Raw genomic sequence first — 16,349 nt, forward strand, 5'->3', positions numbered from 1 at the left:
TCTCCGAGACTCGCATCGCGAATCATCGCAAGACTCTGTCAGTAGCTAGTCAGCGTCTCGGAGAGACGCTGCTACGTGAGTTACTTGGCCACGCGTTGCATGGCGCGGGCGCGGGCTGCGGCTTTGTCGCGCAGGGCACTTTGCTCGGGAGTGGTGCTGGGCATGTCCAGCGCGGCTCGCAGCGCTTCGTTCGCTGAAGACTTGGTGACTGTCTCGTGCTTGACCACGCGATCGGTCAAAACCGAGATCACGTTTTCAGCCACTTGCACGAAACCACCTTCGACAAAATAGCGATCAGAGTTACCAGTGGCATTCTTGATACGCAGCACGCCATAGCCTAACCGGCCGACCAGCGGGCTGTGATTCTTGAGGATGCCCATCTCGCCATCGAACAGGGGGACGGTCACCGCCGAGGCAGTCACGTCAACTTCAGTTCGTTCGGGCGTCACGATGACACAACGTAGATCGCTCATAGCTCTACTTTCTACTGACTACTCTCTAGTATCAACTCTTTTCAAAGAGCGCTAGCTCTTGGTAGCCATCTTCTTGGCTTTGGCTTCGGCTTGTTCAATCGAGCCTACGTACATGAAAGCCGCTTCGGGTAGGTGATCCCACTTACCATCGCAGATTTCTTCAAAACTGCGAATCGTGTCGGCCATCGGTGTAATTTCACCTGGAATGCCCAAGAACACTTCGGCCACCAAGAACGGCTGCGACAAGAAGCGTTCGATACGACGAGCACGATGCACAATCAACTTGTCCGTTTCGCTCAGTTCGTCGATACCTAGAATGGCGATGATGTCTTGCAATTCACGATAACGTTGAAGCGTAGTTTGCACGCGACGAGCAATCGCATAGTGCCGAGCACCCACGTATTGCGGATCGAGAATACGACTGTTGGAAGCCAGCGGATCGATAGCAGGGTAAATACCCTTTTCCGAAATCGATCGCTCGAGATAAATGAACGCATCCAGCTGACCGAAGGCGGTGGCGGGAGCAGGGTCGGTCGGGTCGTCAGCCGGAACATACACAGCTTGCACCGAGGTAATAGCACCACTCTTGGTTGACGTAATGCGTTCTTGGAGCGCACCCATCTCGGTGGCCAGCGTCGGTTGATAACCTACGGCAGAGGGCATACGTCCCAAGAGAGCGGACACTTCCGAACCAGCTTGTGAGAAGCGGAAGATGTTATCGACGAACAGCAGCGTGTCCTTACCGGTCGTATCGCGGAAAAACTCGGCCATCGTCAAGGCTGCCAGCGCGACGCGTAGACGAGCTCCTGGTGGCTCGTTCATCTGGCCGAACACCATGCACGTTTGCTCGATAACCTTGCGGCCCGTGGTACCGATTTCGGTTTCTTGCATTTCCAACCACAAGTCGGTGCCTTCGCGAGTTCGCTCACCCACGCCGGCGAATACCGAATAACCACCGTGAGTGCTGGCCACGCGAGCGATCAACTCTTGCAGAATAACCGTCTTGCCCAGACCAGCACCACCGAACAGACCAGCCTTACCACCGCGGACGAACGGGGTCAGCAAGTCAACCACTTTGATACCGGTCTCAAACACTTCCGTGTTGGTCGACAGTTGATCCAGAGCTGGTGCATGGCGGTGAATTGGCCAGTAGTCATCAGCTTGCACGTCGCCGCGACGATCGACAGGATTGCCCAACACATTGAACACGCGTCCCAGCGTCTTGGCACCTACGGGCACCGATACTGGTTTGCCAGTGTCGACGCAATCCAGTCCACGCATCAAACCTTCGGTGCTACCCAGCGCCACGCAGCGAACTCGTCCGCCACCCAAGTGCTGCTGGATCTCGCCAGTCAAATCGATGTCCACGCCTTTGGCTTTGCTGGTTACACGCACCGCATTGTAAATCGGCGGCAGGGCTTCTGCAGTGAATTCAGCATCGAACGTCGAGCCGATAACCTGTGTGATGCGTCCAATGTTCTTGGCTGTTGTCGACATGAGTTTTTTTAGGGTGTAAGGGATTTAGGTGTAAGGTGAAAGTAATTCAGATTCGAACTTTAACTTCTACGATTCCAAGGCTTCTACGCCGCCGATGATTTCCATAATCTCTTGGGTAATACGCGATTGACGAGCCCGGTTGTAAGTGCGCGAAAGTTGTTTGATGATGTCGCCTGCGTTTTCGGTGGCGCTCTTCATGGCGACCATGCGGGCGATCTGTTCGCTGACCGCAGCATCCAAGAAACACTTGAACAGTTTCACGCGGAAGCTGGCCGGTACGACCTCTTCCAAAATCGACTCTGCCGAGGGCAAGAATTCGTAGTCGGCTTTCGAACCGCCAGCGTCAGTGGACTGACTGGTCGCAGGCTGAGAAAAAGGTAACAACGTTTCCGAAACTGCGGTCTGCTTGGAGATGCTAACAAACTTGGTGTAGACCACATCCAGGCGATCGATCTTGCCGCTGATGAACTCTTCCATCAAGCGATCAGCGATCAAAGCTACGTCTTCAAACTTGGGGCTATCTTCAAACTGGGTATACATCTGGTCGATGGCAACTTGGCGGAATTTCATCGCTGAAATACCGCGTTTGCCACTGATCTCGAAGGCCAGGTTCGTACCCGAGCTAGTGACTTCGGCGCGACGCAGCATGGCGGCGCGAATCACCGAACCGTTATAGCCACCGCACAGTCCACGATTGCTGGTGAGCATGAGCATCGAGGCAGATTTTGGATCGGGTCGATCGGCCAGTAGGGGATGGGATACCTCCAAACCCGCACTGGCCAAATCGCGAACAATTTGGGTGATGCGGTCGGTGTAATCCTGAGCTGCGGCAGCGCGATCCATGGCTTTCTTGAAACGCGCAGTGGCAATCAGCTCCATCGTCCGCGTAATTTTGCGGATGTTGCGAATTGATTTGCGCCGCTTATCAAGGGCACGTGCATTGGCCATGTAAACTCAATCCTGCTATCTACGATCTAGTTCAACTGCACAACTGTTCTTCTGCCGTCTACTGCCTGGACTCTACTGAGCGGATTAACCGGGTTTGTAACCGCGTTTGAATTCATCGATAGCGGCGCGAATGCCTTTTTCGATTTCTTCACTGATGTCGCCTGCGTCAGCAAGTTTGGTATGAAGTTCTGTCTTGCGGTCATGAATGAATTGCAAGAAGTCCAACTCCCATTGGCGTACGGCAGTCACTGGTACATCGTCCAAGTAACCGCGGGTAGCAGCAAACAGGCTCAGCACTTGATCCGTCACGCTCATCGGCTTGTACTGAGCTTGCTTGAGCAGTTCCACCATTCGGTAACCGCGGTCCAGTTTCGATTGCGTAACTGGATCCAGTTCCGTTCCCAACTGCGCGAAAGCTTCCAGTTCGCGGAAAGCGGCCAAGTCAAGACGCAGACCACCGGCGACTTTCTTCATCGCCTTGGTTTGAGCATTACCACCCACGCGGGAAACCGAAATACCAGCGTTCATCGCAGGTCGCACACCTGAGAAGAACAAGTCAGGTTGCAAGTAGATTTGACCGTCGGTAATCGAAATCACGTTGGTCGGGATATATGCGGAAACTTCGCCTTCGAGCGTTTCGATGATCGGAAGACTGGTCAGCGAACCACCGCCCATTTCATCGGACAACTTGGCCGAACGTTCCAGCAAACGGCTGTGGCAGTAGAACACGTCACCCGGATAAGCTTCGCGGCCTGGAGGACGACGCATCAGTAGCGACAACTGACGATACGCGGTAGCTTGCTTGCTCAAGTCGTCATACACGATCAGGGCATGCTGGCCATTGAACATAAAGTGTTCAGCCATCGCGGTACCGGAATAAGGAGCGATGTACTGCAACGGAGCGGGAGTGGAGGCACCAGCCACGATCACGGTGGTGTAATCCATCGCGCCGTACTTGCGCAAGGCTTCGACTACCAGGGCCACCGAACTGTCCTTCTGGCCGATCGCCACGTAGAAGCACTTAACGCCAGTATTCTTTTGATTGATGATCGCATCGATGGCCACGGCCGTCTTACCCGTCTTGCGGTCACCGATGATCAGTTCGCGTTGGCCACGACCAACTGGGGTCATGGCATCGATGGCTTTGATACCGGTTTGCAGCGGCTGCTTAACAGGCTGTCGCTCGGCCACGCCGGCGGCGATGACTTCTACGGGACGTTGTTGGTTGGATTCAACCGGGCCCATACCATCCAGAGGGTTGCCCAGCGGATCGAGCACGCGGCCGATGACACCGTCACCAACTGGCACGCTCAACAGGGTACCCAGGGCGCGGACTTCGTCGCCTTCATGAATGGTCAGGTAGTCACCCAGAATGATCACACCGACGCTGTTCTCTTCCAGATTAAATGCCAGGCCGATCGCACCGCTGGGGAACTGGACCATCTCACCGGCCATGACGCCAGAGAGGCCATACACACGAGCGATACCGTCACCGACTTCCAGCACCGTGCCGACTTCGCGCACGTCCATCTGGCTCTCGAACGTCTCGATTTCTTTTTGAATGACCGAGGCAATTTCGTCCGAGTTGAACTTCATACCACACCTCGAAAGCAGGTTTGCGTTAAATGTTGCGTAAAATATTCAAATGGTTGTTTAGTAGTTAGCTCGATGCGTGAGCATCGGATAACTGGCTACGATAGTAACGACGAGTACTGATCGCGAATGGCTTTTTCGACACCGCTACTAACAGCACGCCGCAGGTTTTGCAGTTTACCCTGGACGCTGCCGTCGTAAACGCGATCACCGATTCGCAGGACAATGCCACCCAGCAGCGTTGGATCAACTTTTTCGACCAGCACAACCTGCTCTTTGCCGAAGGTCTGTTGCAGCTGAGTCGAGATACTCTTCTTCTGCGCATCGGTCAGGGGCTGAGCTGAAGAGACCTTCACACGCAGCCGACCGAGCGCTTCGTCGCGCATCACAGCCACTGCAGCGTGTACAGCCCGCAGCGCACTTAAACGCCGACGCCTAGCCATCACTTTGAGGAAGTTCAGTAGCACTGTATCGATCTTGCCACCGAAGATGCGACCCAGCATGGCCTCTTTTTCTTCTTCGCTAATCTGGGGCGAGGCCAAAGCCAGCTCCAGTTTTGGATTGCGATCCAGGCAGTCGCGGACCACCGCCTCCAACTGGTCGACGATCAAATCTACTTTCTCGCCAGCGGCCCCGATAAGAGCTTTGCTGTACAAGGTTGCGACCTGTTGATCTTCGGTGTCGAAGACTGTCGGATGAAGTTTTTGTTCTTCCATCAGCTCAAACTTAATTCTTGCTTGGCATTTGGGACAGCATGTCTTGGATTAGCTTCTGGTGATCAGCAGCTTTGACTTCGCGACCGACGATGCGCTGGGCCAAGGCCATAGCGACATCGGTGCTTTTGGTTGCCAGTTCACCTAGGGCTACACGTTTGGCGGCATCAATTTCAACAGCCGTACGTTCGCGATGGCGAGCAGCTTCTTCTTGAGCTTCAGCTTCGATACGAGCCGCTGCCGATTCGGCACCCTTGCGGGCTTCGGCGACGATTCGCGTGGCTTCTTCCGAAGCCGCAGCCAGCTTGGCTTCGTATTCCACCAGCTTGGCTTGGGCTTGTGCCTTGGCGTGTTCAGCAGCTTGAATATTGCCGGCGATGGTCTTCTCGCGTTTTTCGAGACCTTCCATGATCGGCCGCCAGGCTGCGAAGTACAAACCAGTCAACAACAGCAAAAAGACAACCGCGGTGAAGATATTGACATCTTCGCGGAAATCTACAGCGTTGTAGGTTGCATCGTTCGTGTTGCCGTGCACTGGATTGGAAACTTCGTGTTCGCCGTGCTCGGCACTATGGCCAGCGTCAGCCTGCTGCTCGACTGCCATCAGCGAATTGCCGGCAGAAGATACCACAAGCGACACGACCAGCATCAATGACCAAGCGACTAAACGTGAGAGCGACATAGCGCACCTAATCTCCGATTACCAAGCACTCAACCAACCACCACCCAGCGCTGTAGCGAGGGCTATCAACCACAACTGCACCCAAGCCAATAACCGCATCTGCTGCACACCCAGAGGAAGCGCGTCATATACGCACACCCCAGCGGCGCAACAAAAGCGTGCACCTGCCAACTAGCCTTGGCAAACGATAACGGCGAACAGAGCCACACCTTCGATCAGAGCGGCAGCAATAATCATAAGCATGCGGATATCGCCGAATGCTTCAGGCTGGCGAGCGGTTGCCTCGACGGCACCCTTGGTCAACAGACCGATACCGATGCCGGCACCGATAACAGCCAGACCAGCGCCAATTTGAGCAGGCATGCTGAAAGCAGCGGTGCCGTCTTGAGCCGAAGCAGGAAGTGCACTGATCAGGGTCAGAGCCAAAGCCCAAAAACAAACGCGCGCGATGTTAAACACTGACAAATCTCCTCAAGCAGGAAAGGGCTAACGATTGTTCCAATGTTGGAAGGGAAAACACACTTTGATTTGCGAACACAGCAGTTGCAATCGCAACTTTAGTGATTTAGTGATGATGAATCGAACTACCGATAAACATGGCAGCCAAGAGCGTAAACACATACGCTTGCAAGAACGCCACAAACAACTCCATGAAACTCAGCGCGGTGGTCGCCAGCACCGAAATCACAGCGATCAGCGACCACTGTGCCATCCCCATACTGACCGCATGCGTACCGACAGCCAAGCCAAGAATACCCAACAGCACCATGTGACCAGCGACCATGTTGGCTAGCAACCGAATCGCCAAGATACCGTGCTTGATAAACAGCGAAGCAAATTCAATGACCCACACCATCGGCACGATGACCACTGCCAGGTACATAGGCAAACCCAGCGATGGCATCAGATTCTTGAGATAACCAAATACCCCAAATTTCTTGATACCCAAAAACAGCCCGAGCACAAACACAATCATCGCCAAGGCTGCAGTCATACCCAACGACGCCGACGGCGCGCCGACCCACGGCAACATGCCCATCAGGTTACAACCCAAGATGAACATAAAGATCGTCCAAAAGAACGGCATAAACCGATCCGTGTCGTGCTCACCCATACCGGGCAACACCACGTCATTGCGAATGAACGTCAAAAAGCTTTCGAGCAGATTCCATCGCTTACCCTTCGGGGCTGCACCACTGGAGACCTTACCGGCCAACCAGGTGAAAGCCACGAAGACCAAAAGCGCCACGACCACTTCAATGATCATGAACTTCGAAATCGCAAAGCCCGACTCACGCTCGTAGCCGTTGCGAATCTCACCAAAGGGCTGAGGTATGAATACCTTGCCCGCTAAATACTTGTTATAAGCGTTGATCTTTTCCTGACCCCACTTGCCACGATCAGAGGCGACGTAGTCGTCGACCATCTTGTGGGCATCCATATCGCGCTGCAGAGCCTTCCAAGCCTTGGACTTTTCAGGATCGAGCGTTAGCTTCGTCATCCAGGCATCTTGCACCGCTGGATTGGAGGCAATGTAGGCCTGAAGCGGAACCTGAACATTGATACTAGGATCCTTGGCCTTTTGAGCCTTGACCCAAGTTGCCGCCTTGGCCTCCAGACCAGCGATCTTCTCGTTGATGTAGCGATCCAGCGGACGGCCATGGCGCATTTCGTTGCCATGCTTCCACGAGTGCCACTTTTCAACCAGGTGCTCAGTATCGGCGCCATCGACGCCGATCTTGCTCAAGCCGGCGATGATATGATCGGCTTCCCAGTCCTGATAATCGTCGTCATTGCGCACGAACCAGTGACCAACAGAATCGCGGAACTCTTCGGCTTTGGTGTAGCGCACTGGGTAAAGTGCGTGCGGCACCTCGAAGTAGTAACCGTCTTTAATGTGTAGTATGTCAGCGGCCATGAAGCCAGTGCTCTAGAAAAAGTCGATTAGAAGCTTGGAGGGGTTAACGCCCTGATTCAGTGAACAACAGTGTCGTTCTGGTCAGAGCCTCGCGAGGCTCGCGATCGCCGTGGCCGATGATCTGCAGGAGCCTGCCGAATGAGGAGCCATGATTCTAATGGCAACGTCATTAAATAACAGGCCAGCAACGTCACAAGCACACAATTTCTTACCGGTTCAACACAACGATTACTCAATACAATCGTCGGCAGCAAAACCCCCAATCGCCAAGCGACTGTCGCTAAGGGCGCTGCCACCATCGGCCCAAACAATTTTTCCAACCACAGCGGGGGCACAAGTGCCACGGCTACGGCTAGTGTAGCCATGGCTACACTTGCTCCATCACAACTGATCGATAGCTGTCGCATCGTTACGTAGCAGCCCAGGCCCACCATGGCCAAGACGATCAGCAGGCCCACCGATTGTCGCCATAGGCGACTACCAGCAGGTGTTTCATCGCGGCTTGTCAGCATCGCCACCGCTGCCCTCAGGTTTACTCTCGAACCGGCTGTCCGCCTGATCCTCGAGCGTGGGCCGCTTGACACTGACCAGAACCAGCAACGCAGTGATCCCCAAGGCCATGCCGACAATCACTCCGATCGCCGCCATGAACTTGGTTTGCATTCGCTGGTCCAACCAATAACCGAGCGCAGCCGGGCCAATCATGAACAACATGATGGCAAAGATGCGTCCGATCCAAGCAGAGGCGTCTTCGAAGATCAATCGATTTCGGACCGTACGCGGATCCTCTTGCGATCGACCTGCCATGACCACCCCGCCAAGTGATGAGACCATATTGAAGTAGCAGAGAATAAACGCCGCACCCTCCGGGGTCAACAATTAGCGACGTTTGGTCGCAGGGGGCCGCGCCCTGTGGCATAGGCTTCCAGCCTGTGTCCGTGGCATAGGCTTCTAGCCTGTGTCAATTCTGAACGTAGAAGGCTCTGACGAAGTAACACGGGCTGGAAGCCTATGCCACATTAGCAAAACAGCCCAGCAGGGTCACTGCTGGGCTGTTGTAACTTTTAATTCGGAGCTTTGGCTACCGACTGAGACTACTTCTTTTCTTCGTACGAAGCAGGTTTGGTGTCGGCCAGGCTGCCGCCTTTACCATCCGCTCCAGTACTCGCCAGCATGGCTGCTTGATGCTGCTCGAAGCGAATCGAGGTCACCACTTGCATGGCTGCGTTCAGTTCGGCTGTGTGGAAGTAAGGCACATTGCCGGTGTATTGCGATTCCGAACGATTCTTCACAGCCAGCTCTTCCCAGCTCAGACCGTTGGCGATGTGCCAGGCGGCTGCTTGGGCAGTGTGTTGACCGATGCGGCCATGTCCAAGCAGTTCACAAACTTTGGCAACAGCTGGATCTTGGGTGAACTTGTCGATTGGAATCAGGTCGTAGCGCACGCGGGAGTTAGGTTCGGTCTTGCCGTGTTCCAGGCAGACGGTTTGGATGCGGAACTTACCGGGCTTTTCAGGTGCAACGCGGAACATGCCGCCGCCGCCCATGCCACCCATGCCGCCCATTCCACCCATGCCGCCGCCCATCATTCCGCCGCCCATGCCTCCCATGCCGCCGCCCATTCCACCACCCATGCCGCCCATGCCGCCGCCCATGCCTTGCATGCCGCCGCCCATTCCACCACCCATGCCTCCTCCCATGCCGCCACCCATCATTCCACCGCCCATGCCTCCCATGCCGCCGCCCATTCCACCACCCATGCCGCCCATCATTCCGCCGCCCATGCCGCCGAATTGAGGTAACACGGCTGCGAAGGTATTAGGCAGCTTGACGTTGACGGGCTTGGTGCCCTTGTTCTTGATGACGACGGTACCGACTGAGGAGTCGGTTGGAATCAACTTCACTTCCAACTTGCCCTCTTCGATGCCCTGGAACATCTCAATTTCTTCCAGGATTTCGGGGGCCGCTTTGGCTTTGCCGCGTTTGGTCTGGGCGGACAGGGGAGCCGCCAACATGGCCACGCAAGCACAACAGGTGATCGACAGGAATAAACGCTTCAGCATTACATGAGTCCTTTAGAAAAGAATGCCCGATCCTCTCCATTCCAGTTTTCCAGCACCACTTGGTTGTGGGCTGGTGTGGTAGGCCACCGGCGCGCTTCGATTTTCCAACCATGGGCGCCTCACTTCCCATGGCAGAGCCAGTTTCCGCTGGAAATTCCTGCGAAATGGCTCAAATCGGCGCAGCATCAGCCGCCAACATGAGTTTCAGCATACACCAAAACCCCGACAACTCCAATCATTTTTTGTCGTTTCAGCTTGCGAAAATCCGACTCTGACCGCCTGCGCGGGTTGGGTAATGACTAGTAGACGAGCTTACCGCTGGCCGTGTAGGCAATCGGAATTACAGACTACCCAACCGGCCCAGACTGGCCCGCGGCTGACAAAACGGCGAGGCGGGCTAGAACCCTTGGCGACACCGCTTGCAATCAGGCCGGCCTCTGCTACCTTCTCAGGTCCTGCCCAAACGTCATCCTGCTGGCATCCGACAGTGGTGATGACTTCGACAATTCAATTCACATTTTCCTCTATGGCAACCACTCAAAGGAACACAACATGTCTCTGTTCGTAGGTGAATCACTCGTTGGCGATGGCAATGAAGTTGCTCACATCGATTTGATGATCGGTAGCAAGACGGGCCCCGTGGGTACCGCCTTCGCCAATGCACTGGCAACTCAGTCGGAAGGTCACACCAACCTGCTAGCCGTGCTGGCACCCAATGCACCGGTCAAGCCTTCGACCGTCATGATTACCAAAGTAACCATCAAAGGCATGAAGCAAGTTGTCCAAATGTTCGGCCCAGCCCAAGCCGCCGTGGCCAAGGCCGTCGCCGACTCGGTAGCTGAAAAGGTGATCCCCGCTGATCAAGCCGAAGATCTCGTCATCGTTTGCGGCGTGTTCATTCACCCAGCCGCTGAAGACAACGCCAAGATCTACAAGTACAACTACGAAGCCACCAAGAATTCCATTGCCAACGCAATGAAGGGCTTGCCAACAGCCGCTGAAATGGTTGCCAAGAAGGATTCGGCCGAGCATCCATTCAAAGGCTTCTAACCATAGCTTGGGCTTTTGATGAGCTTGCCACGCATTCTCGTTCAGCTTGATCCCGATCAGCACGCCAGTGTATTTGATTCAGTAGTGGCGATCGACTCGGAAGTCGATCACCTGCTGCAGTATGCTGGCGTACGACCGGAGAGCGTGCGCGGCTTGGTGCATGGGGCCATGTTTACGCGTGGGCCCAGTGACTTGAAAAGTACGGCCATCTTCATTGGTGGCTCCAGCGTCGCCGCCGGTCAAGCGCTGTTGAAAGAAGTGCAAGCTGCCTTCTTCGGACCAGTGCGCTGTTCGGTGATGTTCGATGGCAACGGATCCAATACGACCGCGGTGGCTGCTGTCATGTCCGCTGCGCGGCATGTCCCGTTACCTCAATCTAAATCTGTAGTGTTAGGTGGAACTGGCCCGGTAGGTTCACGTGTCGCGCGGCTTGTAGCTGGTCAAGGCGGACATGTATGCCTGGTCTCGCGCGACGCCTCAAAAGCTCAAGCAGCTTGCCAACAAATCAGCTCGCAAGTTGGCGACATTCAGGCCGATTTATTAAGCGCTTGCTCCAGTACAGACACTGCTGCATTAAGTTCGGCCCTCAGCCAGGCTGATGTCGTCTATGCCTGTGGCGCAGCGGGCGTCGAGTTGCTAAGCGCATCGCAACTAGCCAAATGTGACCGAATTAAAGTCGCCATCGATCTCAACGCAGTGCCCCCGGCTGGTATCGAGGGTATCGGTGTAATGGACAAAGCCGTTCAGCGTGGCGAGCGTTTTGATTATGGCGCGATCGGAGTGGGTGGATTGAAAATGAAGATCCACAAAGCCGCCATCCGCACGCTGTTTACACGCAACGATGCCGTCCTGGACGCTGAAGAGATCTTCGCTATTGGCCAAGCCCTGTAAGCCAACTTCTTCGCCGACATCGGAGGCCAAGTTTCCATCGCGCGCGGCGCATTGATCGGCCGACTATGCAACAACCTTGGTGTCCAGTCCGAAGAATCGTATCCGGCGGTCAAACCGGCGTCGATCGGGCTGCGCTGGATGTGGCGATCGAACTGAACCTCGAGCATGGGGGTTGGTGCCCGCGTGGTCGAATCGCCGAAGATGGCCCCATCGACGACAAGTACCAACTGCAAGAAACCGACTCCAGTGAATATGCGGTGCGCACCGAACGCAATGTGATCGACTCCGATGGCACACTGCTCATCTTTCGCGAGAGGTTGCTGCGAGGTTCATTGCTCACCTATCGGCTAACCAAGCAACATGGCAAACCAGTCTGGCGCGTTCGCGTGGACGAGCCGCTGGATGTCGCTGCCATTCAAGATTGGCTGGTCGATAACCAGATTGCAGTACTCAATGTGGCCGGTCCGCGGCATAGTTCCCAGCCAGGTATAGGGCTCGTTGCCAGCGATTTGCTCCGCCGCATACTGCAGACTCGAGTCCATCAACGAATGTTCGAATGAACTAATCGTTGAACCTCTTTTGTGCCGATGATGACGAAAGCATGGCCTACGCCCGCCAATGCAAGCATAACCCATCGCAGTCCTCCGGCTCGATTGCCCCTCCAAGCAGACGGAATCAAGGATGGTAATGGCACCTGTTCGCCATGTATTCGCCCATGCGCGGTCGGTATTCGGCCACGCGATTGTAGGTTGCTGCGTAATGACCTCGCTGCTTAGCGGCGATAATGTTCATGCGCAAGTCCCTGGCGCTATCGTGCTGCGCACTCCCGGCACAGATACCTCACCAGCTGAACTCGCCCAGACCATCGATCTGACGCTCGATCGACATGGCACGGTCGTGCTGCGCGACATCCCACTGGATCAAGCACTCTACGCGCTCGGTCAGCAGTGGCAAGTGAAAATCGTTAACGAAGGCGAAGTCACCGGCACGGCCACCGGTATTTTTCGCCGGGCAACCTTGCGTGAAGTTCTCGATGCGATCTTGTCAGACAATGGGTATGGCTTTCGAAGGGCGGACAGCGGGCTAGTGGTCTCCAGGTCTGCCAAGCCCAAGCCGGTCACCAATCTAAATGCCCCGCCGCCTCGCACTAGTACGGTAATTCAACTCGCTCCTCCCATCGCAACCCTGACATCAACTCCGCCGGCACCGGTAACTATTTCGTTACCGACTTCACAGCCATCGATTGTCAGCGTCCCCAGCCCGCACGTGGAAATTGTCAAGCTTCGTCCGCAGTATATGTCGACGACCGAGCTGGCGCGCGCCATTGAATCTACCGTGGGTGCCCTCAATACCATGACCACCCTCGAAGGCGATCAAGTTTTGCTAGTGGCTGGTTCAGCGGAAAGCCTGGCTCGCGCTCGCCAGCTAATGGACCAGTTGGATGTACCACGCGCTCAAGTACAACTAAACGCCTTCATCTATCAAATGAGTTTCGCAGATCTACAACGGTTGGCCACACAATGGAACAGTAACATCAGTTGGCGCGGGTTAGAGGATAATCGCGACAGCGACTCACCTGCCAGCGTGCCCACCGATGCCAACGCTTACTTCTATTCGGGTTCGTTACCAACTCAACTGGAACTCGACACCGTCGTCCAGGCTATCACCGCCTCTGGCAATGCCAAGTTAATCGGACAGCACAACTCGATTCTCAGCGATGGGCAGGGATACTTGATGGACTCATTCGCCAGATTGCCGACCGAGCTCTCGCAAAACTCTACAGGGGAGCCTGCGGCAGGCGCGGCCTTCAACGATATCTTCAGGCTGAAAGTCAGCCCCCACGTCATTGACGACAATCAAATCGAATTGTCAGTTACGACTGCCTTCGACCAGCAGATCACCAGCTCATCTGAAAGTGAATCCAAGGCAGCCTTAAGCGCACAGACGCAGCTGAGCATTGCATCGGAGCAAGTGTTTGTGGTGGGCGTGAATCACGCGGTCAAATCAGACAAACAACGCTCTGCAGCGCAATTGATGAACTGGAAGACGTTGTTTCGCGTTCGCAAGGCCGAGCTACCCTCAAGTGGCTTTGTATGCATCATGGCTACCAAGACGATCGATTCCGGTCTCAGCGATAGGGCCGCTCAAGCGATTGCCATGCAAACTCGGCCCGCCTCGGCAATCGAGCTTCCAAAGCTTGACGCTCACAGCCCAGCAATTCAAGCAGCCACAACTGATCATCGGCCGCAATATCGTCCCAGCGTTTATCCTAGCGCTTACGTGACGGGCGGTGACGCAGTGTATCAACCGAGCGTTTATCGCTAAGGCAAAATGATACTGGCAAGCCAACCTGAGATTGACTTGCCAGTATGCAACTTATCTTTGAAGTTCGATAACTAGTCGAACTGCTTTATGACGAGCCTAATTGCCTTCACGCAGAATTTCGTGCATGGTCTTCAGAGGCTGACCATTCTTGGTACCCCAATAGCCACCACGCGCACCGTACTTGCCAGTTGCGGCGAAGGTTGTGATCTTCTCAACCACTGTCTTGCCGTTAATCGAGGCGATACCGTCGGGCAAGAGCAATTCAGGGTGATCGAATGGACCAGACTGATTGCGTACGCGTTCGTCGGTCATCGATAACAAGAAAGCTTCCAGGGCTGGAATACCACCGCGTGAACGGTCTTGCAGTCCAGGAATACCGCTAACACCCTGATCGAGATCAGGAATGTTCTCGAGGCGGAAGTCTGCCCCACGCGCGTAAACATTCAACACGTCCGTCAGATACAAGTATCCGCCTTTGTGGAAATACGGACCAGTCAGTTCTACGTTTCGCAGACCAGGCGTCTTAAACGTACCATTAATGGCAATCGGCAAGGCTTGAATCGGAGCATCGAAACTCTTTTGATCGACGTCTTGACCCAAACGAGCCCGTTTGGTGGGTGAGAACAAACCGAACTTGTCATCGCCACCATTACCTAAGTCGAACTCAGTGGGCTGAACACCGGTGTTATAGAAACCACGATCATAGAAGGTAGGTATGTTGAAGTTTTCACCACGCAACATGATCGTAACCGACTTTTGCGAACCATCGGCTTGAACAATTTCACCGATGGCTGCAGCGGTCATTTCAGGACCTGAGTGACAGATATTGCAACTCTGAACTGGTGGTTGCCCCGGTACCAGGTTTCCAGTGAAGATGTTCAGACCGATTTGAGCTGGTTGCGACATGGCGGTCGTATCACCGGCCAGGAAGCGATCCAGCGGTGTATCATCCGAGACCAAGGTGGCTTGATACATCAGCAGCGACACGCCCCAGAACAAACCGAAGTTGGATTCCATCTGGGTAAAGCCGTCGCTGGTCCATTGACGTGACCCCCACCATTCTTCCTTGAAGGCTTTGCGTACAAGGTCTGGATAGCTGATCCACAGTCCCTTACCGCTCCAGTTCTTGTACGGCGACAGTGAAGAATCAGTAAAGTAAACTTCCTGGCGACCCAATGGTCGCAAGGTGTAGATCTTCTTGCCCAAGTTTTTGAACTCGCGGCCGGTCCAACCCATCTCAGTTTTGAGTGGTGGATTCATGGCTTGTGAAGCCAGCGAAGCATTGTCCAACAGCACCGAAACCGAGGTGTTGTACGATTTGGCCAGTGCGCGCGTGCCACTCAGTTTATCCAAGAACGCTGCCCACCAACTGTCGTAATAGAAGTTGGCTTTGAGCACGCGGGCATCAGGATCCAGTTTGCCTGCGTTGTTAACACCATTGAAATAGAAGCTAGCGCTACCGTCCCAGTTGTTGCGGTGATTGAAGACCGAGTTGATAACCGAGGGCGTGTTGCGCGAGGTCACAGTCCGCAGGTTGATGCCGTTGACATTGAAATCTTCATCGAAAACCGGGTTGCCCACTTCAACTGCGTTGTATGGCACGATCTTGACGAAATCACGTTGCTCGACACCCTTGCTGCCCATGATCTCTTCGCGGTTTTCGTAAACCGTCGCATTGGGGCTGACAGCATCGTCATCCGAGTTCGGGTCGTCCACGCGAACAAAAGGGAAGTCCGCTTCGGTCAGCTTCGATACAGAGCTTCGCAACGTAGCATCGTGCGGGTTGAGCTTAGGTAAACCCAAAGTGTTGCTGATACGTGCATCGGCACCAGCATGCCAGTGGCACGTAGCGCAGGCGGTCATCCCATCGGAGCCAGCTTGCATGTCCCAAAACAGAGCTTTGCCAAGAGCGATGGCGGCTTCGCGATCGCGTACAAAGTCGCCCAGGTTGCTGGGCATTGGAACTTTGACTGTGTTCAGTGGAGCTAGGGGTCGCGCGGTCAGCGTCTGCTGGGCAAATGCATCACCCGTCCAGGCCGCAGCCGTGATGAGAAGCAATGACTGCAGAGCCGAGCGCAAACATTTTTCAATGCGCATGTGTTTCCTCGTTCGTGAGAAAAGAGTAGTTGAGAAAGTCTTGATTGGTGAACGAAACGTAGGTACGCAACGCGAAACAAACAAAACGGAACGTAAGGA

At 54.7% G+C, this 16,349-nt stretch carries 15 protein-coding genes; 4 read left to right on the top strand and 11 right to left on the bottom strand.

Going from position 1 to position 16,349, the window contains the following annotated elements:
- Window positions 1-80: 80 nt before the first annotated feature.
- From atpC to SH573x_RS23340, 10 genes are all read right to left on the bottom strand, one after another.
- Window positions 81-473 carry an ATP synthase F1 subunit epsilon gene (atpC, locus tag SH573x_RS23295; protein ID WP_479350265.1) on the bottom strand — a complete coding sequence of 131 codons (393 nt, stop codon included), beginning with the start codon at window positions 471-473 and terminating at the stop codon, window positions 81-83.
- Window positions 474-524: 51 nt separating this feature from the next.
- Window positions 525-1,970 carry a F0F1 ATP synthase subunit beta gene (gene atpD, locus SH573x_RS23300; RefSeq protein ID WP_479350267.1) on the bottom strand — a complete coding sequence of 482 codons (1,446 nt, stop codon included), beginning with the start codon at window positions 1,968-1,970 and terminating at the stop codon, window positions 525-527.
- Window positions 1,971-2,036: 66 nt separating this feature from the next.
- The gene (atpG, locus tag SH573x_RS23305; RefSeq protein WP_479350269.1) at window positions 2,037-2,918 is read right to left on the bottom strand and encodes an ATP synthase F1 subunit gamma; all 882 of its coding nucleotides are present in this window, start codon (window positions 2,916-2,918) and stop codon (window positions 2,037-2,039) included.
- Between the two features lie 84 nt (window positions 2,919-3,002).
- The gene (gene atpA, locus SH573x_RS23310) at window positions 3,003-4,514 is read right to left on the bottom strand and encodes a F0F1 ATP synthase subunit alpha (protein WP_479350271.1); all 1,512 of its coding nucleotides are present in this window, start codon (window positions 4,512-4,514) and stop codon (window positions 3,003-3,005) included.
- 95 nt (window positions 4,515-4,609) lie between these two features.
- A complete protein-coding gene (gene atpH / locus SH573x_RS23315) occupies window positions 4,610-5,227 on the bottom strand; it encodes an ATP synthase F1 subunit delta (RefSeq protein WP_479350272.1) in 618 nt (205 codons plus the stop codon).
- Between the two features lie 10 nt (window positions 5,228-5,237).
- Window positions 5,238-5,906 carry a F0F1 ATP synthase subunit B gene (gene atpF / locus SH573x_RS23320; protein ID WP_479350274.1) on the bottom strand — a complete coding sequence of 223 codons (669 nt, stop codon included), beginning with the start codon at window positions 5,904-5,906 and terminating at the stop codon, window positions 5,238-5,240.
- Window positions 5,907-6,077: 171 nt separating this feature from the next.
- Window positions 6,078-6,365 (bottom strand): ATP synthase F0 subunit C, encoded by a 288-nt coding sequence (atpE, locus tag SH573x_RS23325; protein WP_479350276.1) that lies wholly within the window; start codon window positions 6,363-6,365, stop codon window positions 6,078-6,080.
- Between the two features lie 106 nt (window positions 6,366-6,471).
- Window positions 6,472-7,824: a F0F1 ATP synthase subunit A gene (gene atpB / locus SH573x_RS23330; protein WP_479350278.1), complete on the bottom strand. Its 1,353-nt coding sequence runs from the start codon at window positions 7,822-7,824 to the stop codon at window positions 6,472-6,474.
- A gap of 492 nt (window positions 7,825-8,316) precedes the next feature.
- The gene (locus SH573x_RS23335; RefSeq protein ID WP_479350279.1) at window positions 8,317-8,658 is read right to left on the bottom strand and encodes a hypothetical protein; all 342 of its coding nucleotides are present in this window, start codon (window positions 8,656-8,658) and stop codon (window positions 8,317-8,319) included.
- Window positions 8,659-8,918: 260 nt separating this feature from the next.
- A complete protein-coding gene (locus SH573x_RS23340; protein WP_479350281.1) occupies window positions 8,919-9,887 on the bottom strand; it encodes a hypothetical protein in 969 nt (322 codons plus the stop codon).
- 552 nt (window positions 9,888-10,439) lie between these two features.
- Here SH573x_RS23340 and fae point away from each other — a divergent pair.
- The 4 genes from fae to SH573x_RS23360 all read left to right on the top strand — a co-directional run bounded on the left by fae (window position 10,440) and on the right by SH573x_RS23360 (window position 14,153).
- Window positions 10,440-10,937 carry a formaldehyde-activating enzyme gene (gene fae / locus SH573x_RS23345; RefSeq protein ID WP_479350283.1) on the top strand — a complete coding sequence of 166 codons (498 nt, stop codon included), beginning with the start codon at window positions 10,440-10,442 and terminating at the stop codon, window positions 10,935-10,937.
- Between the two features lie 18 nt (window positions 10,938-10,955).
- Window positions 10,956-11,828 (top strand): NADP-dependent methylenetetrahydromethanopterin/methylenetetrahydrofolate dehydrogenase, encoded by an 873-nt coding sequence (locus SH573x_RS23350; protein WP_479350284.1) that lies wholly within the window; start codon window positions 10,956-10,958, stop codon window positions 11,826-11,828.
- Window positions 11,829-11,893: 65 nt separating this feature from the next.
- Complete coding sequence (locus SH573x_RS23355) at window positions 11,894-12,388, top strand: putative molybdenum carrier protein (protein ID WP_479350285.1); 495 nt, start codon at window positions 11,894-11,896, stop codon at window positions 12,386-12,388.
- A 199-nt stretch (window positions 12,389-12,587) separates the two neighbouring features.
- Complete coding sequence (locus tag SH573x_RS23360) at window positions 12,588-14,153, top strand: hypothetical protein (protein WP_479350287.1); 1,566 nt, start codon at window positions 12,588-12,590, stop codon at window positions 14,151-14,153.
- 96 nt (window positions 14,154-14,249) lie between these two features.
- On the opposite strand, the gene SH573x_RS23365 is transcribed toward SH573x_RS23360, so the two are convergent.
- The gene (locus SH573x_RS23365; protein WP_479350288.1) at window positions 14,250-16,250 is read right to left on the bottom strand and encodes a cytochrome-c peroxidase; all 2,001 of its coding nucleotides are present in this window, start codon (window positions 16,248-16,250) and stop codon (window positions 14,250-14,252) included.
- Window positions 16,251-16,349: the final 99 nt, after the last annotated feature.

The sequence above is a fragment of the Rania fehmarnensis genome (assembly GCF_056494185.1).

What these genes read in the sequence shown, in the direction of transcription:
- SH573x_RS23365 (WP_479350288.1), bottom strand. Translation starts at nt 16,250, where the DNA reads ATGCGCATTGAAAAATGTTTGCGCTCGGCTCTGCAGTCATTGCTTCTC.
- SH573x_RS23360 (WP_479350287.1), top strand. Translation starts at nt 12,588, where the DNA reads ATGACCTCGCTGCTTAGCGGCGATAATGTTCATGCGCAAGTCCCTGGC.
- atpB (WP_479350278.1), bottom strand. Translation starts at nt 7,824, where the DNA reads ATGGCCGCTGACATACTACACATTAAAGACGGTTACTACTTCGAGGTG.
- SH573x_RS23335 (WP_479350279.1), bottom strand. Translation starts at nt 8,658, where the DNA reads ATGGTCTCATCACTTGGCGGGGTGGTCATGGCAGGTCGATCGCAAGAG.
- atpD (WP_479350267.1), bottom strand. Translation starts at nt 1,970, where the DNA reads ATGTCGACAACAGCCAAGAACATTGGACGCATCACACAGGTTATCGGC.
- fae (WP_479350283.1), top strand. Translation starts at nt 10,440, where the DNA reads ATGTCTCTGTTCGTAGGTGAATCACTCGTTGGCGATGGCAATGAAGTT.
- SH573x_RS23340 (WP_479350281.1), bottom strand. Translation starts at nt 9,887, where the DNA reads ATGCTGAAGCGTTTATTCCTGTCGATCACCTGTTGTGCTTGCGTGGCC.
- atpA (WP_479350271.1), bottom strand. Translation starts at nt 4,514, where the DNA reads ATGAAGTTCAACTCGGACGAAATTGCCTCGGTCATTCAAAAAGAAATC.
- SH573x_RS23350 (WP_479350284.1), top strand. Translation starts at nt 10,956, where the DNA reads ATGAGCTTGCCACGCATTCTCGTTCAGCTTGATCCCGATCAGCACGCC.
- atpG (WP_479350269.1), bottom strand. Translation starts at nt 2,918, where the DNA reads ATGGCCAATGCACGTGCCCTTGATAAGCGGCGCAAATCAATTCGCAAC.
- atpC (WP_479350265.1), bottom strand. Translation starts at nt 473, where the DNA reads ATGAGCGATCTACGTTGTGTCATCGTGACGCCCGAACGAACTGAAGTT.
- atpF (WP_479350274.1), bottom strand. Translation starts at nt 5,906, where the DNA reads ATGTCGCTCTCACGTTTAGTCGCTTGGTCATTGATGCTGGTCGTGTCG.
- SH573x_RS23355 (WP_479350285.1), top strand. Translation starts at nt 11,894, where the DNA reads ATGCAACAACCTTGGTGTCCAGTCCGAAGAATCGTATCCGGCGGTCAA.
- atpH (WP_479350272.1), bottom strand. Translation starts at nt 5,227, where the DNA reads ATGGAAGAACAAAAACTTCATCCGACAGTCTTCGACACCGAAGATCAA.